Source organism: Humiphilus diazotrophicus (assembly GCF_059726315.1).
Window position 1 is genome coordinate 5,199,894 of sequence record NZ_AP040870.1, and the last position, 21,923, is coordinate 5,221,816.

Annotated in this window: 18 protein-coding genes; 6 read left to right on the top strand and 12 right to left on the bottom strand. The window is 52.4% G+C overall.

Translation table 11 applies throughout. The features are described 5' to 3' along the window. Window positions 1–73: 73 nt before the first annotated feature. Entirely contained in the window at window positions 74–1,576 is a 1,503-nt protein-coding gene (locus AC6I7T_RS21535; RefSeq protein WP_497789702.1) for a glycoside hydrolase family 30 protein, read from the bottom strand. Between the two features lie 136 nt (window positions 1,577–1,712). Beyond that, window positions 1,713–3,017, bottom strand: a complete 1,305-nt coding sequence (locus AC6I7T_RS21540; RefSeq protein WP_497789704.1) for a rhamnogalacturonan acetylesterase — start codon at window positions 3,015–3,017, stop codon at window positions 1,713–1,715. 237 nt (window positions 3,018–3,254) lie between these two features. On the opposite strand from AC6I7T_RS21540, the gene AC6I7T_RS21545 reads away from it, so the two are divergent. Together AC6I7T_RS21545 and AC6I7T_RS21550 are read left to right on the top strand one after the other, a co-directional pair. Then, window positions 3,255–5,144, top strand: coding sequence for a glycoside hydrolase family 35 protein (locus tag AC6I7T_RS21545; protein ID WP_497789705.1), 1,890 nt, complete (start codon window positions 3,255–3,257; stop codon window positions 5,142–5,144). A gap of 10 nt (window positions 5,145–5,154) precedes the next feature. Beyond that, entirely contained in the window at window positions 5,155–7,917 is a 2,763-nt protein-coding gene (locus AC6I7T_RS21550; RefSeq protein ID WP_497789706.1) for a glycosyl hydrolase, read from the top strand. A gap of 168 nt (window positions 7,918–8,085) precedes the next feature. Here the strand turns inward: AC6I7T_RS21550 and AC6I7T_RS21555 are convergent, their stop codons facing one another. Beyond that, a complete protein-coding gene (locus AC6I7T_RS21555; protein WP_497789707.1) occupies window positions 8,086–9,207 on the bottom strand; it encodes a DNA polymerase III subunit in 1,122 nt (373 codons plus the stop codon). 51 nt (window positions 9,208–9,258) lie between these two features. Then, the gene (gene tmk / locus AC6I7T_RS21560) at window positions 9,259–9,936 is read right to left on the bottom strand and encodes a dTMP kinase (protein WP_497789709.1); all 678 of its coding nucleotides are present in this window, start codon (window positions 9,934–9,936) and stop codon (window positions 9,259–9,261) included. A gap of 167 nt (window positions 9,937–10,103) precedes the next feature. On the opposite strand from tmk, the gene AC6I7T_RS21565 reads away from it, so the two are divergent. After that, window positions 10,104–11,357 (top strand): DUF1501 domain-containing protein, encoded by a 1,254-nt coding sequence (locus AC6I7T_RS21565; protein ID WP_497789710.1) that lies wholly within the window; start codon window positions 10,104–10,106, stop codon window positions 11,355–11,357. A 241-nt stretch (window positions 11,358–11,598) separates the two neighbouring features. Here AC6I7T_RS21565 and AC6I7T_RS21570 read toward each other — a convergent pair whose 3' ends face one another. After that, window positions 11,599–12,510 carry an alpha/beta hydrolase gene (locus tag AC6I7T_RS21570; protein ID WP_497789712.1) on the bottom strand — a complete coding sequence of 304 codons (912 nt, stop codon included), beginning with the start codon at window positions 12,508–12,510 and terminating at the stop codon, window positions 11,599–11,601. A gap of 248 nt (window positions 12,511–12,758) precedes the next feature. Between AC6I7T_RS21570 and AC6I7T_RS21575 the strand changes: the two genes are divergently transcribed. Next, window positions 12,759–13,067: a Rieske (2Fe-2S) protein gene (locus tag AC6I7T_RS21575; protein ID WP_497789713.1), complete on the top strand. Its 309-nt coding sequence runs from the start codon at window positions 12,759–12,761 to the stop codon at window positions 13,065–13,067. 171 nt (window positions 13,068–13,238) lie between these two features. Here AC6I7T_RS21575 and AC6I7T_RS21580 read toward each other — a convergent pair whose 3' ends face one another. From AC6I7T_RS21580 to AC6I7T_RS21595, 4 genes are all read right to left on the bottom strand, one after another. Then, on the bottom strand, window positions 13,239–14,216 hold the full coding sequence (locus AC6I7T_RS21580; RefSeq protein WP_497789715.1) for a catalase family peroxidase: 978 nt from the start codon (window positions 14,214–14,216) through the stop codon (window positions 13,239–13,241). A 127-nt stretch (window positions 14,217–14,343) separates the two neighbouring features. Next, window positions 14,344–14,742, bottom strand: coding sequence for a GtrA family protein (locus tag AC6I7T_RS21585; RefSeq protein WP_497789716.1), 399 nt, complete (start codon window positions 14,740–14,742; stop codon window positions 14,344–14,346). Continuing rightward, on the bottom strand, window positions 14,739–15,434 hold the full coding sequence (locus tag AC6I7T_RS21590) for a CDP-alcohol phosphatidyltransferase family protein (protein WP_497789717.1): 696 nt from the start codon (window positions 15,432–15,434) through the stop codon (window positions 14,739–14,741). The genes AC6I7T_RS21585 and AC6I7T_RS21590 overlap by 4 nt, the downstream gene beginning before the upstream one ends. A 13-nt stretch (window positions 15,435–15,447) precedes the next feature. Continuing rightward, entirely contained in the window at window positions 15,448–16,272 is an 825-nt protein-coding gene (locus AC6I7T_RS21595) for a hypothetical protein (RefSeq protein ID WP_497789718.1), read from the bottom strand. Between the two features lie 157 nt (window positions 16,273–16,429). On the opposite strand from AC6I7T_RS21595, the gene AC6I7T_RS21600 reads away from it, so the two are divergent. Beyond that, window positions 16,430–17,323, top strand: a complete 894-nt coding sequence (locus AC6I7T_RS21600; protein ID WP_497789719.1) for a winged helix-turn-helix domain-containing protein — start codon at window positions 16,430–16,432, stop codon at window positions 17,321–17,323. Between the two features lie 198 nt (window positions 17,324–17,521). On the opposite strand, the gene tpiA is transcribed toward AC6I7T_RS21600, so the two are convergent. The 3 genes from tpiA to gap all read right to left on the bottom strand — a co-directional run bounded on the left by tpiA (window position 17,522) and on the right by gap (window position 20,755). After that, the gene (gene tpiA / locus AC6I7T_RS21605) at window positions 17,522–18,271 is read right to left on the bottom strand and encodes a triose-phosphate isomerase (RefSeq protein WP_497789721.1); all 750 of its coding nucleotides are present in this window, start codon (window positions 18,269–18,271) and stop codon (window positions 17,522–17,524) included. A gap of 67 nt (window positions 18,272–18,338) precedes the next feature. Then, window positions 18,339–19,550: a phosphoglycerate kinase gene (locus AC6I7T_RS21610; RefSeq protein ID WP_497789722.1), complete on the bottom strand. Its 1,212-nt coding sequence runs from the start codon at window positions 19,548–19,550 to the stop codon at window positions 18,339–18,341. 200 nt (window positions 19,551–19,750) lie between these two features. Further along, complete coding sequence (gap, locus tag AC6I7T_RS21615) at window positions 19,751–20,755, bottom strand: type I glyceraldehyde-3-phosphate dehydrogenase (protein ID WP_497789724.1); 1,005 nt, start codon at window positions 20,753–20,755, stop codon at window positions 19,751–19,753. A 275-nt stretch (window positions 20,756–21,030) separates the two neighbouring features. Here gap and AC6I7T_RS21620 point away from each other — a divergent pair, with 275 nt between their 5' ends. Continuing rightward, the gene (locus AC6I7T_RS21620) at window positions 21,031–21,894 is read left to right on the top strand and encodes an AAA family ATPase (protein ID WP_497789725.1); all 864 of its coding nucleotides are present in this window, start codon (window positions 21,031–21,033) and stop codon (window positions 21,892–21,894) included. Window positions 21,895–21,923: the final 29 nt, after the last annotated feature.

Here is a 21,923-nt window from a genome sequence, read left to right on the forward strand (position 1 = left end):
GGGTATCGAAATGAACTTGTCCCAAATGGACCGTTGAATCCGTTGTATATAACTGTTATGCGCGCTCTTTATCCTATACCGGCTTCATGGCAAGAGTCCCTATAGAATCCGGCGGGAGCTCGATACCAACAGCTCGATTGCGCACTTGTAGCTGGACTATTTGAGCATGTGGCAATTCGTTCCGTATTATCAGCACTGTTGTACCGTCAGGATTGACGAATGCCAGCGCATCATCGCACGTCCCATTTGTCTCTAACAGCTTTGCACCGGGATCGACAAAATGGGTGAGGTGTTTTAGCAAATAGTAGTCGTGGTTGTATTGGAAGGTTCGCGTGGCGGTGTCAACGCTAACGAGAGAATTTTGATTCCATCCCCAGGTACTCTTGCCGCCGTTTGCTGTAGAGATATTCCAGTACATATAGGCACAAGCGCCACTGCGGAAATAATGCTTCATCAACTGCCAGCAGTAGCTGGTGTAGTTCCAGGTATTTTTGCCGTCACCGCATTCCTGTTCCGATTGATAGATGTGAAGCTCCGGAAATTCGCGATGTATAGCCGGTAACGCGTTCTTGCCTGCCCATTGCACCCCGACGCCTTTGATGAAGGACGAGGCTTCTTTATCATTCATTACCGCCTGCAGCAATTTTGGATTGCCGCGTTCCAAAGTGCCGAAGAAGACATCGACATCGCGTTTCTTCATCTCCGGTCCGAGATAACGAAGGAATTTTGCCAGTCCCTCCAGAGTCCATGTGCAGCTGGGGAAATTCTGTGCAGAGTTAAACTCATTCTGCGGCATGACCATGCCGACAGAAATTCCTTCTGCCCGATAGGCATCGATGAAACGTCCGAAATACTTTGCATAGGCTTCGAAGTAGCGTGGCTCCTGGATAAACATGTCTTCACCTTCGTGGCCTGTCTGCTCCTGGCGGATTCCGTTATCTGCCATTCCCGGGAAGGACTTTGCCTCTGCATAGAAGTGATTGCGTTTCATCCAGCTTGGAGGAGTCCAAGGCGAAGCCCATAGACGCAACTTGGGCTGATAGCGCTGTGCAGCATGAATGAAAGAAATTAAGGTCGCTCTGTCATGGTCGATGCTGAAGTGTTTTAGCTCAAAATCTCCATCGGATTCGTCGTAAGTGTAAGCTTCGGTAGCGAAGTCATTGGCTCCTATCGGCATTCGGCAATAGGTAAAACGAGCACCGGCAGAAGGATGAAAGAGCTCACTCAGAATGCTTTCGCGGTCCCGCTCGGCAAGTGAGTTAAGAGAGGTCCATCCCAGCTCATTGAAGCATGCTCCGAAGCCCTCAATCGGGCGTCCTAACGGTTGAGTCTGTGATGGGTCTACATTCAGATTGAGAAAGTCCCATCCAAAGCTGGGTTTGAGCGTATTCCCTTTTTGCCATGGATCTTTTTCTGTTGTGGTAAGGAAAGTAAGCCGATTGTCGTGCAGAGGCTCCGGTGGAGGCAGTTGCGCAGATGCAATTTTGTTAAGGGCAATGTTGGTGAATGCTGCACCTGCTGCTACTCGTAGAGAATTCTTTAGAATTTGCCGCCGATTCAACAGTCTCGTCTTCATTGCCGCTTTCGCTCTCGTGTTTGGAAGTAAGCCGATTGGGAATCGAATTATACATTCGTCATCGAACCTTCCTCCAGGTTGTGAGAACGCCGAAAGCCGAAGCTTTTGTGCTTCGGCTTTCACCTGAGAGAAATAGCTAGCGGCCGTATGGCGTGGCAGCATTGACTTGAGGATCAAGCGGCATTGTCCACGATTCCGGCGCATCCGGTTTTGATGGGTCGATTCCCTTCACGTCGTGACGGAGATTCTTTGCCAACGGCAGGTGGGCGTCTTTAATGCCTTTTACCACGCAACGGGCCAGCTCATATGCTCCGTAGCTGGTGAAGTGCGTGTCGTCTTTTAACTCTTCGGGCTGACCAGGAAAGGTGTTTGGAGGGTAATGAACAAAGGCCTTCAGCGTTTTCTCCGGCCCTAGTACTTCGAAGAGAGTTTTGCTCATGGCATTCAAATCGATCAATGCAAGATGCTCTTCCTGTGCTACTTCACGCATCGCTGCAGGGTAATCGCCTAAGGTCTGATTGATCTTTCCATTGCTATCGAAGTTTCTCCTGTTCATCGAGGTAACCAGAACGGGAGTTGCTCCATGGTCACGAGCCAGTTTGATGTATTTTTTCAGGAGATCTTTGTAATCGGGAATGGAGACAAATCCCTTCCCCGGCTTCTGATCGTTGTGGGCGAACTGCATAAAGAGATAGTCTCCGCCCTGGATCGTGCTGGCTATTTTATCGAACCGCTTCTCGACAACAAAGCTTCGGATCGTTTCTCCGGACTCAGCCTGATTGGATACAACTACCTTTGAGTCAAAGAAGACAGGTAGCATCTGTCCCCAGGCTGCCCACGGCTCTTTATCCTGATCCACGACCGTAGAATCCCCGGCAAGATAAACGGTTGGAATATGGTCCAGCTTACGGATAGCGAGCTTTCGAAACGCCGGTTTTGTTCCACTGAATTCAATTGTGAGTTTGTCGTCCCAATCGAGTGCGCCAATTTCCCGTGGCTTAAGCTTGACCTCACCTCCCGTGCTGATTTCTCGGGTTCTGACGTGTACGGTGAAGCTTTCAGTCTTCGCGTGATGGGCGGAGGTCCTTACATTGTTCAACATCAGCCGGCGGGATTCGGCCTTAATGGTTGTCACAGAGTCCTGGTCATCACTACCTAGTTCGACTGTGACCAGATAGGTCCCATCCTGAGCTTTGACTGAGAAGAAGAAGGGCCGGTCGGATGTACAGCCTTTCTTCCCAATTTGGGGTGCCGAACCAAGATCAAAACCAGCAGGTGTATCGGGAGAAAAGCGGAAATTTTCCGTCAGCGGGAGAATATTCTGCTTATGTTCGCCCGGATTACAGCTGAATTTCCATTCTGTCGGCGTTTGTGCCAGCGAGAGGGACGTGCCTAAAAGGCAAATTCCAGAAAAAACAAGCGATCTTGACCCGATTTTCATTACTACCGATTCACTCCTTGTAGAGCCGTTTGAGTTTGTCAGGATTCAGGCAGAATCTGCAACGAATGCGCTTCCTTCAATGGAAAGAGACACGCTACCATGCGTTCTCTGATAGAGGCTCCTGCGCGCCCAAACTCTAAATACCGACAACTTTGATGTCAATAGGAGAATATTTTCAAAAATGATGATAGCCTGTTGCGCGAATATAATTTCGCCCATTTTGCGGGAATAAGAATCATGCATCGTAATTGGAATACAAAATCGAGACGGCGTAGATGCGGCGTGCTCGCTATGACGGTTCTCTCAGGAATCATGACTCTGGGGGCATATGCGGCCCAGCCACAACACCATACCTTCGGCGTCGAGCAGGACCACTTTGTCCTGGATGGCAAGCCTTTCGAGATTCTCTCCGGCGAGATGCACTATGCGCGCATTCCTCGCGAATACTGGCGGGATCGTATTCGGATGGCCAAGGCCATGGGCTTGAACACCATTGCTACCTATGTGTTCTGGAATGTGCACGAGCCGAAGCCGGGTGTGTATGACTTCAGTGGAAATGCGGATCTGGCGGCCTTTGTGCGGACGGTGCAGGAAGAAGGGATGTATGTGATCCTTCGTGCGGGTCCATATTCCTGTGCCGAGTGGGAGTTTGGCGGTTATCCGGCGTGGCTGATGGCCGATCCCAAAATGACTACAGCTTTGCGCAGTAACGATCCGGCTTTCATGGTTCCGGTAGAACGTTGGATGAAGCGTCTAGGCCAGGAGACAGCCAATCTTCAGCTCAGCAAAGGTGGGCCGATTCTTGCCGTTCAAGTCGAGAATGAGTACGGGAACTTCGGATCCGATAAAGTCTATCTTGCTCATGTGAAGGATATCTTCCTGAAGTCCGGTTTCACCGATTCCATGCTCTTTACTACCGATCCGACCAAAGGTCTGGCTCACGGTTCTCTAGAGGGCACTTTTGCTGCTGTGAACTTTGGAGTTACCAGGTCGCAGGCAGGGCTTGATGCGCTTGCGGCCATGCGTCCAGGACAACCTTTGCTTGCCGGAGAGTATTGGCCCGGCTGGTTCGATCACTGGGGACAGCCACATATTACCCGCCCGGTCGAACCGCAGTTGAAGGATCTGGACTACATCCTTTCGAAGAAGGCTTCTGTAAACCTCTATATGTTTCATGGTGGCACCAGCTTTGGATTTATGAGCGGATCCAGCTGGACAGATAATCAATTCCTTCCGGACGTTACCAGCTATGACTATGACGCTCCTCTCGATGAGGCTGGACATCCTACGGAAAAGTACTATGCCTATCGGAAGGTAATCGAGAAGTATGCGGGGAAGGTGTTGCCCGCAGTTCCTGCTTTGCCTCCGGTTATTGAAGTTCCGGCTTTCTCCTTGAAGGAAAGTGCTTCTCTTTGGAATAACCTGCCCGCTGCCGTCGAATCCCAGGAGCCTAAGCCGATGGAGTTCTATGGGCAATCTTACGGATTCATTCTGTATCGGACGAAGTTACATGGCTCTGTCCATGGACCGCTTGTTCTAAACGGGCTGAACGATTATGCGCTGGTCTATCTCAATGGGAAACTGGCAGGCGTGGCAGATCGCAGGTTGAAGCAGGATCAGATCATTCTTGATTCTCCTTCTGAAGGAGCGCAGCTCGATATCCTGGTGCAGAACTCAGGACGTATTAATTCGACGAGGATGATGCGTCAGGAGAATAAAGGCATCACCGGCGTCACTCTGGGTGGCGAGCCCCTCAAGAATTGGCAGGTCTTCTGTTTGCCGATGGAGAAGCTGGACACGATTCAGTACAAGGTGAATCCGGTTACGGGGCCAGCTTTCTATCGTGGGGAGTTTGAACTCAAGGCCACAGGAGATACCTTTCTCGATATTCGCAGTCTTGGGAAAGGTGCAGTCTGGATCAACGGGCATGCTATCGGACGCTACTGGAACATTGGACCACAGCAGACGTTGTATGTTCCTGGTCCGTGGTTGAAGAAGGGTCGGAATGAAATTGTAGTCTTTGACCTTCAAGAAAAGCCGAAAACAGGTGTTCCGCAGTTGAGCGGTTTGAAGGCTCCGATACTAGCTGCTCCTATCTCCGGACCTGGATCGAAGGCGGATGAATAAGCAGGCTGAGATGAATACAAATATTTCTGCAATGGTATCTTCCCGGCTCTCCAGAACTATCTGGAGAGCTGTTTGTGCTGGGCTTCTCTTCTCCGGATTAAGTGCAGGTTTTGTATATGGGCAGGCGTCCGAAAAGGGAAGTGTTGTCAACTTGCTTAAGTCCTTTCAGCAGCCACCGGACGACTCACGCATCATGATGCGGTGGTGGTGGTTTGGACCTGGAGTAGAAAAGACAGAACTCGAACGCGAGATTCTGAAGATGAAGTCGGTTGGGATCGGCGGCTTTGAAATTCAGCCGGTATATCCGCTTGCTCTGGATGATCCGAATACAGGATTTCACAATGTTCCTTATCTTTCGGACGAGTTCATCGACGATGTGCGCTTTGTGAATCAGAAGGCTAAAGAACAGGGGATGCGAGTGGACCTTACGCTCGCGAGCGGCTGGCCCTATGGTGGTTCACATGTTCCAGTGACTCAAGCTGCCAGTCAGCTGCGGCTAGTTGCCATTCCGGCTATTGCCGGTTCCAATTCTGTTCTGCTACCGAGTATTGGAAGCGGAGAGGCGTTGCTCGCTGCTTTTCGTGCTCAGGGCCAGGGAAAAGCCTTCGATGCCTCAACTGCGCAGCGACTGCCACTGCCCTCGGCCAGAGAGCAACGGCTCACTCTCACAGCACCGGCTTCGAGTGGAGAAGAGATTCTTTTCTTTGTATCGAGCCGCACGGGACAAATGGTGAAGCGTCCGGCTGCAGGTGCCGACGGTTTTGTCCTGGATCATTTCGATCGCGGTGCTATTGATAATCATCTGAAGATTGTCGGTGACCGGCTGATGCAAGCGTTCGGCGATAAACCGCCTTATGCAGTCTTCAGTGATAGCCTTGAGGTCTTTGGTTCCGATTGGACAAGCACTTTCCCTGCCGAGTTCCAGAAGCGGCGTGGATATGACATTCTCCCCTACCTGCCTGTGTTGTATTCGGGTGCCGGACCGGAAGCTAAAGCCATTCGTCGTGATTGGGGACTAACCCTCGCAGAGCTGATTAACGAGAATTATCTGGCTCCCATTACGGAATGGGCACATCAGCATCAGACGCGTTTCCGCTCCCAGACCTATGGAATTCCTGCTGTTACAGAATCCAGCAATAATCTAGTCGATCTGCCCGAAGGGGAAGGGCCACAGTGGAGATCGTTCTCCTTTACTCGCTGGGCAACCTCTGCGAGTCATGTCTACGGGCGCCCGGTAACTTCCGCCGAGACCTGGACCTGGTTGCATTCGCCTTCTTTTAGAGCCACGCCTCTCGATATGAAGCAAGAAGCGGACAAGATGTTTCTAGAGGGAGTAAATCAGATCGTCGGTCATGGATGGCCCTATTCTCCGGCGTCGGCCTTGGAACCTGGATGGGCACTGTACGCCGCGGCTTCTTTCAATGATCACAACCCATGGTTTAGCGTCATGCCGGATATAACCCGTTATCTCCACCGCATGAGCTGGCTCCTGCGGCAAGGAGAAGCCGCGAATGATATAGCTATCCTGGTGCCGACAGACGATGCCTTCGCGGATTTTCAACCAGGGAAGGCATCGATTACAGAGAGGATGCATAATTTCGTTACGCCCGAGCTGGCAGCCAGTATCCTCGATGCGGGTTATAACTTTGACTTCATTGATGCGCAGGCAATCGAGAAGTTGGGGATTCGTTATCCCGTGCTGGTTTTGCCAAATGTTGATCGTCTCTCGCTCTCTACTTATCGGAAGATGGAAAAGTATGTCCAAGGAGGAGGCAAAATCGTTGCCGTAGGCCGGTTGCCCGAACATGCTCCCGGACTTAAGGATCAGGGGGATTCCTCCGCTATTCATACCTTGTCGCAAAGCCTTTTCCATGGTGAAGGCAAAGGTCTTTATGTGCAGGATGAAAAAGAACTAGGTGCCGTTCTCAAGAAGGCTCTGGTTCCGGACATGCTTCTGAGTAAGCCTTCTTCCGCGATTGGTTTCATTCATCGCAAAATTGCCGATACGGATATCTACTTTGTGGCAAATACCGGTAACGAAACGATTGATACTCAGGTGAGCTTCCGTACGAAGCATAAGACGGCAGAGGTGTGGAATTCATTCTCCGGGGAGAGTTCGCAACTCAATCCGCAACATATTGGATTACACCTTGCGCCTTACGAATCTACGGTTGTGGTCTTCCATGAAGAGGCTCCTTCTTCAAAGAAGCCAGCCATCGCTGAAATTCCAGGAGCCGTCTTCGCCGACCTGAGTCAAGACTGGCAGGTGCGTTTTCCAAGTACTGGAAAGACCGAAACGATGCATGAACTGAAATCCTGGTCAGACGATACAGCTACTCAGTATTACTCCGGAGAAGTTGCTTACGAGCGGGACTTCGATCTGAAGAAGATACCGGGTCGTGTGCTGCTCGATTTCGGCGAAGGAAATCCTCTTCCCATCGTCAATACGAACAAGCCTGGAACTCATGCTGATTTGGAAAGTCCGGTACGTGAAGCCGCGGTAGTGCTGATCAACGGGAAGCAGGCTGGCTATATTTGGCATCCGCCTTTCCAGTTAGAGGTTGCGTCGTTGCTAAAGCCCGGCCGCAATCACATCGAGATTCGTGTAGCAAACACGGCAATCAATGGATGGTCAGGCCGTTCTCTTACCGACTATCGACTGCTTAACAGCCGGTATGGCGAGCGGTTTGTGCCTCAAGATGTACAGGGAATGCAGCCACTGCCTTCCGGCATTTTGGGAAAAGTGCAGCTACGGGAAGAGTCCTCGAGATAAGAAAGAAAATAAGATCACAAAAGAAAGGGCTGCATTCTTGCGATGTAGCCCTTTCTTTTTACATCGAGATGAGTTCAGTGAATGTTCTGATCTTTATTCACAGCTTTTTCGTCATCACTGAAGCCATGACCAGATACTTTTTGTTCTGACAACAAGTGTGTTTTGAGCTTATCGGGAGATTGCTTCCGAGCCCCTGGATAGATCGACAGCAAATGCATCCAGGCTGAGTGGACGAAGTAAGTTGCGGCGCATGCCACTTTCTACTTGAGACAGGCTGGTTGCGGCATTTTCAATCCACTTCAGAGAAATGCTATCTGCAAACTTTGTCAGTTCCGGCAAGATGTCGATATTACGAGCCAGAGCGGGCGTTCCTGCTTGAATGAGCAGCAGATCTTCCAGCAGTACTCCCATGGTACGAAGCAGGTTTACTGTTTTCTCCTGGCCTTCTGCTCCTCCGCGATAGGTCTCAGTCATACGGAAGAGTGTTGAGTAATCAGAATTGACCAGCGAGTTACGCAGGAAAGTCAAAGCGTCCTGACGCCCCGTCAAATATCCATCGAGATTAAAGCCTAGTGCCCGTCCCACGGCTCCTTGTGCCAAACGTGCGACGAGTGACCGCTGTGCCGGTTTCCATTCCTTCCGTTTCTCTTGTAGCAACGATTCCAATACTTCGGTTGGAATTGCTCCCAGACGATAGATCAGCGCTCGAGAACGGATTGTGGGCAACAGCTCTCCGGGATTCTCGGCCAGCAGGATGATGGTTGTGTTTGCCGGTGGTTCTTCCAGGACCTTTAGAATCGAGTTGGCCGCTTCCTTCATGAAAGCTGTGCTGGTGAAGAGATAAATAGCGCGGCGTCCCTCGGTAGGAGGACGATAGTAGGCCGCGTGAATGACGGTTCTCACCTGACCCAGCTTGATCATCAGTTGCGGTGGATCTGGAGGAATGACCAGCAAATCCGGATGCGTCTGGATGAGGATGCGAGTTTCCTTTTTGTCGGTCTCGCGCATCTCTTCGCGCGCGGCTACAGCTTCATCGACTCGCTCTTCCAGATTCTGAGATGCCGCGATACGAGTGCAATTCTCACAGTGACCGCAAAAGTCGGGTAAGCCATCTTCTGCCGTTGGTCGCTCAAGGCAATTGATTGCTTGAGCAAACATGAGAGCCAGGGTATATTTGCCTGCTCCTCTGGGCCCAGCAAGTATGAGTGCCTGCGGTATGCGTTCCGCACGAATGCTTTCGCGCAGGTGTTGAACCGTCGAATCGTTTCCTAAAAACTCTTGAAACCCCACAGGCTGAGGCTATCAGATTGAGCTTCGATGGGAACAACTTTTGCGGTGGGTCTAGCGACTTGTTGTGGAAAGCGAGACTCGATCCCCGAGGCGTTTGGCCACAATTGCTACGATTTGCTCGTGAATCGCCTCGATAGAGCCATTTCCGTCGACCACAACTACCCGTGAGGGCTCACGCCGGGCGATTTCCTGGTATTTGTCGAAGACTCGCTGATAGAAGGCATCCCGTTCCTTCTCGAAACGGCCCTCATCTTTTCCTGAGGCTTCAGTCCGGGCATTGCGGCGCCGGGCACGCGCCAAGGATGCCTGGAAGTCGGAGATCAGCAATATCGTCAGGTCGGGTTGAAGTCCTCCGCAAAGGATCTTATGCAGGGCTAGAACGACCTCACTGCCTAATTCCCGTCCACCGCCCTGGTAAGCCTCGCTGGAATCGGTAAAGCGGTCGCAAACAACGATTCGCCCCTGGCTCAGCGTCGGCTCGATGATTTCCTTAACGGCTTGCGCCCGGTCGGAGAACATCAACCCCAATTCGGTCATCGGAGCGGGGTTTTTCGTCTTGGAATCGAGTACCAATTCACGGATGCGGTCGCCAATCGGGGTGCCTCCCGGTTGGCGCATCACTAAAGGGTGTTCTCCCTGGGATTCCAGCCATGAGGCCAATTTTTTGATTTGTGTCGTTTTGCCGGAACCATCCAGACCTTCAAATGTGAGAAAAAACCCTTGCTGCATGGGCCGAGTGTATCACCCTGGGCTTTGTTTTCTGCAGAACAGGCGCATTCCGCAACTTCGGTCGCTCGCCGGAGTTTGAAAGGACATACTGACCTGGAGCTGTTGCAGCCAGTTTTTGCGTCGGGTTGTACTCCCGGTTTTCCCCAATGTTTTTGCCGGAGAGGAATATGTCCATCAATCGTCGTGTTTTTCTTAAGAACGGTGCTTTGGCTCTTGTGGGCACCGCTACTGTGCCTGGGTTCCTGATTCGTTCCGTTCTAGCTCAAGCCACTGCTGCCGGAGCGCAGCGAAAAAAATTGGTTGTAGTCTTCCAGCGGGGTGCTGCAGACGGGCTGAATGTGGTGGTCCCCTATGCCGAAAGCCAGTACTATGCCGTTCGTCCTACGATTGCAATTCAGAAGAATCAGGTTCTCGATCTGGACGGTTTTTTCGGATTCCACCCGGCGTTACAGCCTCTCAAAGCTCTATGGGATCAAAAGCATCTCGCCGTGGTGCATGCTTCGGGTTCTCCGGACACAACGCGTTCTCACTTCGATGCTCAGGACTTTATGGAGAGTGGAACTCCGGGAGTCAAGCTGACCCAGGATGGCTGGCTGAACCGGGCGCTGCAGGCTGAGGATAGAAGGAAGAAGCAACAGGAGACGGCTTTTCGTGCTGTAGCACTGGGATCTCAGTTGCCGCGTACGCTGCAAGGCAAAATTCCAGCCATTGCTATGGGCAATTTGCAGGATTTTTCTGTCGGAGGGCGAAATCCGAATCAGACTGTTTCCGATGGATTTCAATCGATGTATGCCAGTGCCGTGAATACGGTTCTGCATGGTACCGGGCAAGAGACCTTCGAAGCAGTCAAGATGCTGCGTTCCGCAGATCCTGGCCGTTATGTTCCGGCGGCGAACGCCAATTATCCCAAGGGCGAGTTTGGCAATAGCATGAAGCAGATTGCTCAGCTATTGAAGGCCGATCTGGGGGTGGAAGCTGCCTTTGCCGACATCGGCGGCTGGGACACTCATCAGAATCAGGGGGCCGCCAATGGTCAGCTTGCCAATCGGTTAAGAGACTTTGCTCAGGGGCTTTCAGCTTTCTGGAATGATCTTGGGGACAGGGCTGACGACGTTGTTCTGGTTACGATGTCGGAGTTCGGGCGAACGGTCCATCAAAACGGTACGGCTGGAACCGATCATGGGCATGCCAACGTAATGTTCGTTCTTGGTGGTCCGGTTAAGGGTGGAAAGGTTTATGGCAAGTGGCCAGGATTGGCTCCCGAACAGCTCTATGAAAACCGCGATCTGGCAATCACTACGGATTTTCGACAGGTCCTTGGAGAGGCTGTCTATAAACAGCTCGGGGCTCAGGATCTGGAAATGACCTTTCCCGGTTCGCAGTTGGAACCCCGGCTTTTTCTGAATCTGCTACAAGCCTGAACGGAGTTTGAATGTAGGAGATTTGCACCGCGTTTTCCACAGCTTTGATTTTTGTAACTTTTCTGTATTCAATCGTTTATTGAATCACTCGCGCGGGAGGAATGTTGAATGTGTTCCTGAAATCGGATTGAGCCATGGTCTTCCGCCTTGTCAGCCTAAAAGTGATAAGGGAAACCTTTGTTTCTTTGCCGCATCTATCTGAAATTTCGTGTTTTAGGAATATCGAGATGCACTCAGGTGCTCACTCACCCAGGAACCTGGAGATAGCCTCGCGAGCGTTTCGATCATGTGCAAGCGGGCTCTTGAGATATACGACGGTCTTGGGGCTGGCTGCCCTCGCATATCCGACTGGAGGCTGGTCTCCGCTTTGATCGGACAAGAATAGCTTCGGTGTCTTCAACTCCCCAACTTTCGAAGCAATCTCAAACCGATCATGGAAGAGCAAACGAAGCGGTAGAAGCTTTGTACGCGGATCAGCTTGGATTTGCTGCAGAGCCGGGGCCGCCGGATCGTCGAGGACGATTCCAGGAAGTGCAGCATGCTCCAGGGCCAAATCTGCCGCCAGCAAAGCGCCTAACCCTTTTCCGTAAGGGACAATGACATTGACCGGGAGATGCCGAATCCCTGTAAGGTAATTCAACGCTGCGTCTGCATCCTGTTTCAGGCGAGTTTCGCTTGGATGAACATCTTTACTCTGACCAAAGCCTCGATAGTCGAAGATGAAGAGATTGGCCCCGAGGTCATGAACTAGAGAGACGTAGGGCAGGGAATCGCTCATCGTACCGGAGCCGTCGTGCAGAAATAGAATCGTGGTTTTCGCATAACGGGCACCGGGATCGACTGGCACCCACCAGCCGGAAAGCTGTTGTTCGCCGGTTTCGGTTGCGCTGAAACGAATAGCGTCGAAAGGTATTCCGATGCTTCCCGGATTACTTTGAACGGAATGGGATGGGTGAAAGAGAATCTGCCATTGTCCTTGCCAAAAAAGCAGACAGAGAGCCAGATAGGCACAGACTCCAGCGCCGAGGACGGAAAGTAGAAGGGTCCTTATCAGCCATCGTCCGGAGACAAGCGGCTGCTTCGGTGCTAGTGGATCGACCCAGTCCTTTGGCCGAGATGGGGAGGCTTTTTTACTTGCAGTCTTCGTCTTCATCAGCCAAACGCCAATTCATCTGCATTTTCGAGCGGAGTTCCGCAGACTCGGCAAATCACGGCAGAGCAGTCGCCGCAGACCAGTGGATCGGAAACCGGTTTGCTGCATTGGGGACACCAGAGGCCGGTTTCAGTCGGTTTGGTTTCCTTGTTCTTCTCGTCGCTCATCCTCTCCATGGTACCCCGGGCTGACCTACTCCGCTTTATGATACGAAAGGGATCTCTTCCCCAGAGGGCTCGAAACCTATCATGAGTGAGTTCGTTCGCATTTGCGGCAAGTCTGAACTTCCCGAACCAGGCACAGCAAAAGAATTTGGCGCCGGTACCGCTGCTGTATGTGTGGCCAATGTAGATGGCGAGATCACTGCTATGGACAATCTCTGTCCTCACCGCCAAGGTCCGCTCGGACAAGGAACGATCGAGAATGGCAAGGTCGTCTGTCCCTGGCATGCCTGGGCTTTCGACGCCAAGACCGGCGCTGCTGCTCATAATCCCAATGCAAAGGTGAAGGTCTACGAGGTGAAAGTCGAAGGCGACGATGTGTTGGTGGCTATGTAGGGAAGAAGTTCCGAGATTCAGAGATGAAATGCCCGCCGTATATTGGCGGGCATTTTTCTAGAGCATTTCCCGCATAGGTATAGACTCGCCAAGTATAGAGAGGTGCAGCTTTCTTTGGCGGAAAGCTGCATAAGCTTTTGTGAATTGGGCTACATCTTTGCGGGAAAGGCTCTAGGAGGCGATTGCTTCGACTGTTTGTCCTGCTGGAGCGGCCTTGCGGCGTCTGCGGCCACTGATCAAATAGATGGCTGCACGAAGCTCCAGTAGCGGATCCTCGGAAGGTTCGATGCCATCGACACGGGGGATTGGGTCGAAGATAATGTGCTGTTGTTCGGCAGCATCTTCGGATACTAGATCTGTAAGTGTGATTGTGCCGAATTCAATCAATGTCCGATCTTCGGGCCAATGGACAGTGGCGTCGTTGACTGTGTCCTCTTCATTTGCCAATTGGACAAGAATGCGGAATTTTACCGGTCCTTTGGCGATTCTTTCTTCGATTTCCTGGAAGAGATAATCCGTATCCTTTCCCTCAATCTCATTCGAATTCAGATAAGCATTGCCTGCATCCGGAAGGATTCTGTAGCGTCCGTAGCGGCTATCGCCATTGCTATTGAAGAACTTCATTGCCGTTACACCGAAGTAGGTTTCCGTGGCAAAGCTTATGGGAAAGGGCTTTGGTGTTTGCACAAATTGGAGAGCTTTGGGATGAGCGCCCAGAAATTCTTCGACAGGGGAGGGCGATGCTGTAGAGGAACTGCTGGCGGCAATGGCGCGGAGAAGCTCCAGAAACTCTTGACCGGTTCGTGTTGGGAATCCGTCGGTAGAGTGGCTTACGATGTCCGTATGGACATGCTCCGCCAATTGAAAGCGAATTGCTAAACCTCGTGGATTCGCATTGGGATCGTTGTCCGGAACAAGCGGCAATCCCGTCGAATTGGAGAAGCGAATCGTAACGGGAGTCGATTCACGCTGAAGATGTGGCGCACGGGTGATGGACGCGGCCTGCTTAGATGGCGTAAAGGTGCCCGTCAGCAGAATGCCCTTTGCATGGGCAGGGCGAAATCCTGGATGCAATCCGAAGATGTTATCGAATTGCTGAAGAAGGTCTTGGCTCAGAGCGAGAATTTTTTCGTCTGTAGGAAGAGGCATGATGTCCCTCCGGGGAAGCTTGATAACTATCGTAATAATGTACTAGCCGAAATATTACTGGTCTATAAATATCCTCCCGATTGCGGATTCCAGATGCGGCAGCCCAGAGACCTCCGCATCCGGGGCCTTACGCCTTTACCTCGAAGGCCCAATTATTGCCCAGCCAGAAATTCACGATTGAGCAGAAGAGAATCGCAATACAACTTGAAATCAGAACCGGAACCTCCATCTCCTCGACCAGGATTCGCATAAACACGAGATTTCCCAGCATCGATACCAGGCCATTAGAGAGATGAAACCGGATCAGCTGCGAAAGCCGTTGAGACACATGCTGCTGCCGGTCACGCCAGGTGTAATGCAAGTGCCATACGAAGTTATGCAACAGCGTGAGCTCGATTGCCACTGCTGTGGCGAGCAGGTAATTCACCTCTGTCCATTGGTTTAAAAGAGCGAGTATCGCGAGTTGCAGCAGCATTCCAAGGGCGCCTACTAAATTGAATTTCAGCCACCGTACAAGTGGACTCACGGTAACGGCTCCTGCCTGTAAAGCTGTGCTGTGTGACGGATGGTGACAACAACGGCCATTACAAGCATGCAGATCGCCGCTATTGTTCCGCCTAGATCGAAAAGTAGGAAGCTACGCCCAAAGAGGTTTGAATACGGACTATGCAGGAGTGCCAGGTTCCCGATGATTAGCAGAATGCGAATTTCCGTGGGGCCAAAGATACCTTGCGAAAGTTGAAAGCACGACAGGGTATATGTGGCCAGATAGCTCTCGCTCGAGAGCAGCAGGAACGCGATTAGCATTGCAATTGCTGTTTGCCAGTGCAGAAACCCCGAGAGTCCGAGTCCGCACATCAAAGCAACAGATCCAAAGATGTCCACCATGTGGTCTACATAAAACCCATACCGTGGGCGCTGCTGCCGTCGTACACGGGCTAGCGTGCCGTCCATGCTGTCTCCGAACCAGTTGAGGGCCAGGCAGAGAATAACCAGGAGCAGGGCATAGCGGTTGTAACGCGACAGGGCATAAAAAGTCCCCGCCCCAACTTGAGCACCTAGCCCGAGTCTGGTCAGTTGGTCGGAAGTGACCCACTGCGGCATGCGTTCGGCCATCCACTGCAAAGCTCGCTTTTCAATAGAGGCTGTTAACGAGTGATTTACACGATTGGCATTTGTAAATGCTCCTGTGCTGAGTGTTGTTACTTTGGCGTTCATGGTCGTTCCTCAATCAAGCCGCTTTCTTTAGTGCATTGCAGGTGCTGCGTAGGGTGAACTCGAGAGATTCGCGCGGCACACTTTCGACAAACGGACCTATTGCCCAGCCGAGTCCGTGGGGAATCGATCGGGTGAGAGAGATCGATTCAATCTGCATATAGAGTCCACCGTCGCGTTCTTCGTAGCTCCAGTAGGTATTCAAGCGCCAGAGGAATCCGTGCTCCTCACTCGGATTCAAAGCGTGTTCGGAGCTCGTCCCCGGAGAATCGATCTCGGAGATCCGGGTACTACGCGAGACGCTATCGCCATGTTGTGCATCGAGCTGTCCAAAGGTGACGTCATAGGTGGTATCCATGACGACGGTGATGACGTGCTTTTGCCGCACACGCATCAGGACTTGAAATTGATTGTCATGTTGCATGAGGATTTTCGATTGCACTACCTGTGGCGCAAAGTACTGAGGGTAGCTGGCGAAATTCTTCATCAGGTGCTCGAAGCTTGCGGCCTTTGCACCCGGGACAAAAGCTGTACCGCGCCAGTGGTGCAACATTGCTCCCGGCGGATTTCCGCTACCGGCTGGCGTGAGCTTTTCAATAATTAGGCCCCCTCTCCTCAAGCGGCTTTCCATATCGGAGGATGCAGACACGGTGCCAAGAAAGCTGGAAGGAGACCTATGCTGTTGGGCCAGTCGGGACTCTACCGTATTGGCATAGGAATTAAAGGCGGAAGTCGCTGCAATGGAAGGCTCTCCCCTGAGCTTTCCTGGTGCAGACAAGGCCAGCAATAATCCGCAAAGAACAACGAGTGTTTTCGAATTTAGAAATTTGTTCTTCGTCATAACCGCATACTCCTGTTTCGCGCGCTGCAAAGCAATGCAGGAAACCTCATCTATGAAAGAATGTTTATCACGGTGTAAGTTGCTGTAAATAGAAGGCTTGTATCAAGTTGTGCTTTGCGAAGTCCTGCCGTGATCGGATAAACTGGACAACAAAAAGATGACGGATCCACAACCAGATCGACGGTATCGCTTCGGGATTTTTGAGGTAGATGCCAACGCGGGGGAACTTCGCCGTAAGGGGATCCGCGTAAAGCTAAACACGCAGCCCTTCCAGATATTACTGATGCTTCTCGAGCGCCCCGGCGAGCTGTTGACGCGTGAAGAGATTTCCCGGCAACTCTGGCCTGATGGCACCTTCGTGGATTACGAACATGGGGTGAATTCGGCGATCAATCGTCTGCGTGAAGCCTTGGGTGATACTGCAAACAATCCAAGATTTGTCGAAACTCTGGCGCGACGGGGATATCGATTCGTGGCTCCCGTGGAGCAAATTGTCTCCGGTAAGGACGTGGCAAAATCGGAGGTTGTTCCGCAGCTGGTGGAGGTCGAAGAAACTCCCGCTGAGGAGCCAGCGGAGAGTTTGACGAGCCGGATTCTGGCTACTCCGGAGGAACTCCCCAAGGCTTCTTATTCGATAGTGCAGACTCTCTTCCTGTTGCTGCAGTTCATGTACTTGGCCTTTTACATCGGGGCACTGGCGAATCTTGTGGAGATCGAAGATCTCTTATCGGTGATTCCAAAGAGCGCGCAGATTCTGACAGCCATGATTGTGACCGCTGTGATTCTGATTCCAGTTCGAGCTTTTGTCATTTCAGCGGCACTCTTCCACGCTCCGAGGTCTCGCGAGAAGTTTCTGAAGATCTGGCCGTTTATGCTGCCACTCGATATCTTCTGGGCTCTTTCGCCCTTTCTGCTCTTGCACCACATCAACTTCGGACTGGCACTGGCGTGTACGGCACTTCTTGTCTATTCGCCCTTTGCACAGCGGTCTCTGGTTCTGATGGGGGCGGGTGGAAGGGATAGCTCTGAGATTGAGGCAGCTGTTCGCTGAAATATCCGTTCTTCTGGGACGGTGATTGCTAGAGATAAAGAAAGCCCACCTGACGAGGTGGGCTTTTTAGAATTACGCAGTTTATGTTTCACGAATTGTCAGCCGGAGCGTAGCGATGCTGGTTTTGCTGTCCGCTTTACCAGCTGTCCGGGCCTTATTAGCTGCCCGTTGTATAGCCGCCCGCTTCTTAGCTGTTTTTTAGTACTTCACAATTCCGGAGAAGCTATCGGGCTTCAGGCTGGCGCCGCCAACGAGAGCTCCGTCGATGTCGGGCTGTCCGAGGAGAGCCTTGGCATTCTCGGGCTTGACGCTGCCGCCATAGAGGATGCGCATCTTGTCGGCAACTTCGGCTCCCAACAGCTTGGCAACCTGAGCGCGGATGACGGCGTGAGTTTCCTGCGCCATTTCCGGAGTAGCAGTTTTACCGGTTCCAATTGCCCAGACAGGCTCGTAGGCGATGACGATCGGAGCTGCTTCCGCAGCGGTGATTCCAGCCAGGCCCTTGGTGATCTGGCCAGTCAGAACTTCAGTGGTTTTTCCGCCCTCACGCTCTGCCAAAACCTCACCGATGCAGACGACCGGAATCAGATGATGCTTGAGTGCGGTCTTCAGCTTGGAGTTGACGATCTCGTCAGTTTCGCCAAAGTACTGGCGGCGTTCCGAGTGTCCGATCAGGGTGTGGGTAGCACCGATAGCGGTAACCATTCCGGCTGCGGTCTCACCGGTGTAAGCACCTTCTTCAGCGAAGTGGATGTTCTGGCAGCCAACAGCGATGTTGGAACCGCGGGTAGCCTGAACAACGATGGCTAAAGAAGTGGCTGGAGGAAACAGAGCGATCTCGTCGCGGGTGTGACCCTTAACGAGAGGCAGAAAGGCATCGACGAAGGCTTTGGCTTCGGTCGGTGTCTTGTACATCTTCCAATTTGCAGCAATCAGTGCTTTACGCATGAATATCTCTTTTCTTTTTTGAGGGAAGCCGCGCAGGGCAGAGAGAGCTCTGCCCTGTTATGTTCGGCTACTTGTCAGTCAATGCGACAACACCGGGGAGCTGTTTGCCTTCGAGGAATTCGAGGCTGGCGCCACCGCCAGTGGAGATGTGGGTGACCCTGTCAGCAACGCCCGCCTTCTTGACGGCCGAAACCGAGTCACCGCCGCCGATGATCGAGATTGCGGAAGATGCGGCAACAGCTTCGGCAACCTTGAAGGTTCCCTTGGCAAAGGCCGGCATCTCGAAGACGCCCATTGGGCCATTCCAGACAATGGTCTTGGCTGCGGCTACTTCCTTCGAGAAGAGCTCAACAGACTTCGGTCCGATGTCGAGGCCCATCCAATCAGCCGGGAAGGCACCTGTACCCTCGAAGACCTGAGTTGCCGCATCGGCAGCAAACTTGTCGGCGAGGATGTGGTCGATAGGAAGCAGGAACTTGACGCCCTTCTCTTCGGCCTTCTTCAAGGCTTCACGAGCGGTATCGATCTTGTCTTCTTCGACCAGGGACTTTCCGACTTCCTGACCCTTTGCCTTCAGGAAGGTGTAGGCCATACCACCGCCGATGATCAGGGTGTTGACCTTGGTCAGCAGGTTTTCGATAACCTGGATCTTGTCGGAGACCTTGGCGCCGCCGAGGATGGCGACAAATGGCTTCTCGGGAGCTTCCAGAGCTTTTCCGAGATATGTGATTTCCTTCTCCATCAGAAGACCGGCAGCCGACTGCTTGACGTAGTGGGTGATGCCTTCTGTCGAAGCATGGGCGCGGTGTGCGCTGCCGAAAGCATCGTTGACGTAGATGTCGCAGATCGAAGCCAGCTGCTTGGCGAACTCGGGATCGTTCTTCTCCTCTTCGGCATGGAAGCGGAGATTCTCAAGTAACAGCACCTGACCGGACTCGAGCTGATGAGCTGTTTCCTTGGCGATATCGCCGATGCAATCGGGCGAGAAGGCGACATTGATTTTCTTGCCCATCTGCTCGTCCAGAAGCTGCCGCAGACGATCGACGACCGGACGCAGGCTGTACTTAGGATTGACTTTGCCCTTGGGGCGACCGAGGTGAGAGGCGAGGATCAGCTTTGCCTTGTGCTCAAGCGCATACTTGATGGTCGGTAGAGTAGCGCGAATACGGTTATCGTCAGTAATTTCAGAGCCGTCTTCGGTGAGAGGCACGTTGAAATCAACGCGCATGAAGACACGCTTATTGGCTAAATCGAGATCACGAATAGAAAGCTTTGCCATGTAGATTTACTCCGGACGGAAAAGGCGGCTCTCCCGCCCGGAGTAGTGTGAATTGCTCTCCAGGCGGAGAGCAGACGTGCTTGAATCGAGCGTTTTCACTTCCGCTGCTGACAAGATCGCTTAGCTACTCGCGGGTTTTCCGTTAAGAAAACCCGCACTTCGCATTTCTCTCCCTGTATAGCCCAGAAGTGAAAAGGCTTTTAGAGGCCCTTCTTCGCGAGGAAGCCAATCAGATCGACAACGCGGTTGGAATAACCCCACTCGTTGTCATACCAGCTGACGACCTTTGCCATGTTCCCGACAACCTTGGTCAACGGAGCATCGAAGATCGAGGAGCGCTTGTCGCCCTTGAAGTCGGAGGAGACCAGCTCGTTGTCGTCATAGCCGAGGATGCCCTTCAGAGCGCCTTCGGAAGCAGCCTTCATGGCAGCATTGATCGACTCGATGGTGACCGGCTTCTCAGGAACGAAGGTCAGGTCGACAACCGAGACGTTCGGGGTTGGGACGCGGATAGCAAAGCCGTCCAACTTGCCGCTCAGCTCAGGGATGACCAGCTTCAGAGCCTTGGCTGCACCGGTCGAGGTCGGGATCATGGACAGAGCTGCAGCGCGAGCGCGGCGCAGGTCCTTGTGCGGGAAGTCCAGGATGACCTGATCGTTGGTGTAGCTGTGGATGGTGGTCATGATGCCGCTGACGATTCCGAAGGTATCCTGCAGAACCTTGGCAACCGGGGCCAAGCAGTTCGTGGTGCAAGATGCGTTGGAAATGATGTTGTGCTTGGCGGGATCGTACTTGTTGTCGTTTACGCCGAGCACGATGGTGAGATCCTCATTCTTGGCAGGAGCCGAGATGATGACCTTCTTGACGGTGGTTCCGAGGTGAGCCTTCGCAACTGTCGCGTCGGTGAAACGGCCAGTGGACTCGACAACAACCTGTGCACCTACAGATGCCCAGGGCAGCTTGGCGGGATCCTTCTCAGCGAAGACCTTGATTGTCTTGCCATCAACGGTGATGAAGTCATCTCCAGCCGAAATGTCGTTCGGCAGGTTGCCAAGGATGGAGTCGTACTTCAGCAGGTGAGCCAGCGTTTTGGGGCTGGTGAGATCATTGACGGCGACGAATTCGATTTCAGGATTGCCTAGTGCAGCGCGAAAAACGTTACGGCCAATACGGCCGAAACCATTAATGCCAACCTTGACAGCCATGTTCGTGTTTTCTCCTCAGTAGTGCGTAAATCGTTTTATATCAAGCAGATTGTTAGAGCCAGAGCCTGCCTGCGCAGACTCCACCCAAACAGGCGATGCTAACACTCTTGTCAAGCGTCTCAAAATGAAAAATGAATAGCCATTCGGTAGACGCTCGCCTTATGAGAATTTTCTCCTTTCTGGATGATTCCAGTATGTGATGTGGTGCACAGGGTTTGCGGCAGGCACAAAGAGTGTGTTACATCGAAAGCATGCGCGAATGGATGCGCGAGCGAATGAGACGACGTTCCAAGCGTGGACCGAATGAATCGGAGTCCACAGGCAAGATAGGACAGGAGTTACCAGCAAATCAGCCCAAGCCGCTGAGTCCAGCGTATTTGGAAGCAGGTTCTACGGAAGAGGAACCTGTCGATACGGAAACCCAACTCACTCCGGAATCTCCTGCCGGAGAAGTATTGGGCGAAGATCTGGAATCGGTTGGTCGTGAGAGCGATGTGGCCGCGGATGGTTCTGCCGGTGAAGCTCCCGAAATTACTGAGCCTATCTCCACTGAGGGCAAACTGGTTGTGGAAACACAACCGGAATCGCCTTCCCAACCTCCACCCGAGCCTCAGGTAGCTGTGCCTTCCGCACGGAATCCAAAGGGCTATGTGGTGTTAACAATTGGTTTACCCGGCTCCGGCAAGACGACGTGGTTCAAACGGCGTGGCGTTACTCCGTTGTCCAGTGACATGTTGCGCAGCATTCTTTTCGACGACATCACCGAACAGCGTTATCAGGGGCTGGTTTTTTCCACTTTGCGTTCTTTATTGCGCGCCAGGCTGATTGCAAAGATGCCGTGGAATTATGTCGATGCCACCAATCTGTCTCCGCATGAACGCCGCCAGTGGATCAAAATGGCGAAGAGCTTTGGCTACGATGTGCAAGCCGTTTTCTTCGATGTCCCTCTTGAAGTATGCCTTGAACGAAATAGAAGGCGGGAACGGACAGTCAGCGAAGAGATCATGCACAAGATGGCTGACCGGTTGAGGCCGCCCTCTTTCAAAGAGGGTTTTTCCAAAATCGTTGTTGTTCGCGTGAAGGGAGCTATTCCGTCGACCGACCCCTCCGCATCAACTACTCCTGAGCCCGAGGTCTAGACCAGGCACAGGACCGCAAGAAAGCTGTT

Coding starts and splice junctions, on each gene's coding strand:
- AC6I7T_RS21550 (WP_497789706.1), top strand. CDS start 5,155: ATGAATACAAATATTTCTGCAATGGTATCTTCCCGGCTCTCCAGAACT.
- AC6I7T_RS21590 (WP_497789717.1), bottom strand. CDS start 15,434: ATGAACGCCAAAGTAACAACACTCAGCACAGGAGCATTTACAAATGCC.
- tpiA (WP_497789721.1), bottom strand. CDS start 18,271: ATGCGTAAAGCACTGATTGCTGCAAATTGGAAGATGTACAAGACACCG.
- AC6I7T_RS21580 (WP_497789715.1), bottom strand. CDS start 14,216: ATGCCTCTTCCTACAGACGAAAAAATTCTCGCTCTGAGCCAAGACCTT.
- AC6I7T_RS21595 (WP_497789718.1), bottom strand. CDS start 16,272: ATGACGAAGAACAAATTTCTAAATTCGAAAACACTCGTTGTTCTTTGC.
- AC6I7T_RS21610 (WP_497789722.1), bottom strand. CDS start 19,550: ATGGCAAAGCTTTCTATTCGTGATCTCGATTTAGCCAATAAGCGTGTC.
- gap (WP_497789724.1), bottom strand. CDS start 20,755: ATGGCTGTCAAGGTTGGCATTAATGGTTTCGGCCGTATTGGCCGTAAC.
- AC6I7T_RS21600 (WP_497789719.1), top strand. CDS start 16,430: ATGACGGATCCACAACCAGATCGACGGTATCGCTTCGGGATTTTTGAG.
- AC6I7T_RS21545 (WP_497789705.1), top strand. CDS start 3,255: ATGCATCGTAATTGGAATACAAAATCGAGACGGCGTAGATGCGGCGTG.
- AC6I7T_RS21570 (WP_497789712.1), bottom strand. CDS start 12,510: ATGAAGACGAAGACTGCAAGTAAAAAAGCCTCCCCATCTCGGCCAAAG.
- AC6I7T_RS21620 (WP_497789725.1), top strand. CDS start 21,031: ATGAGACGACGTTCCAAGCGTGGACCGAATGAATCGGAGTCCACAGGC.
- AC6I7T_RS21540 (WP_497789704.1), bottom strand. CDS start 3,017: ATGAAAATCGGGTCAAGATCGCTTGTTTTTTCTGGAATTTGCCTTTTA.
- tmk (WP_497789709.1), bottom strand. CDS start 9,936: ATGCAGCAAGGGTTTTTTCTCACATTTGAAGGTCTGGATGGTTCCGGC.
- AC6I7T_RS21575 (WP_497789713.1), top strand. CDS start 12,759: ATGAGTGAGTTCGTTCGCATTTGCGGCAAGTCTGAACTTCCCGAACCA.
- AC6I7T_RS21565 (WP_497789710.1), top strand. CDS start 10,104: ATGTCCATCAATCGTCGTGTTTTTCTTAAGAACGGTGCTTTGGCTCTT.
- AC6I7T_RS21535 (WP_497789702.1), bottom strand. CDS start 1,576: ATGAAGACGAGACTGTTGAATCGGCGGCAAATTCTAAAGAATTCTCTA.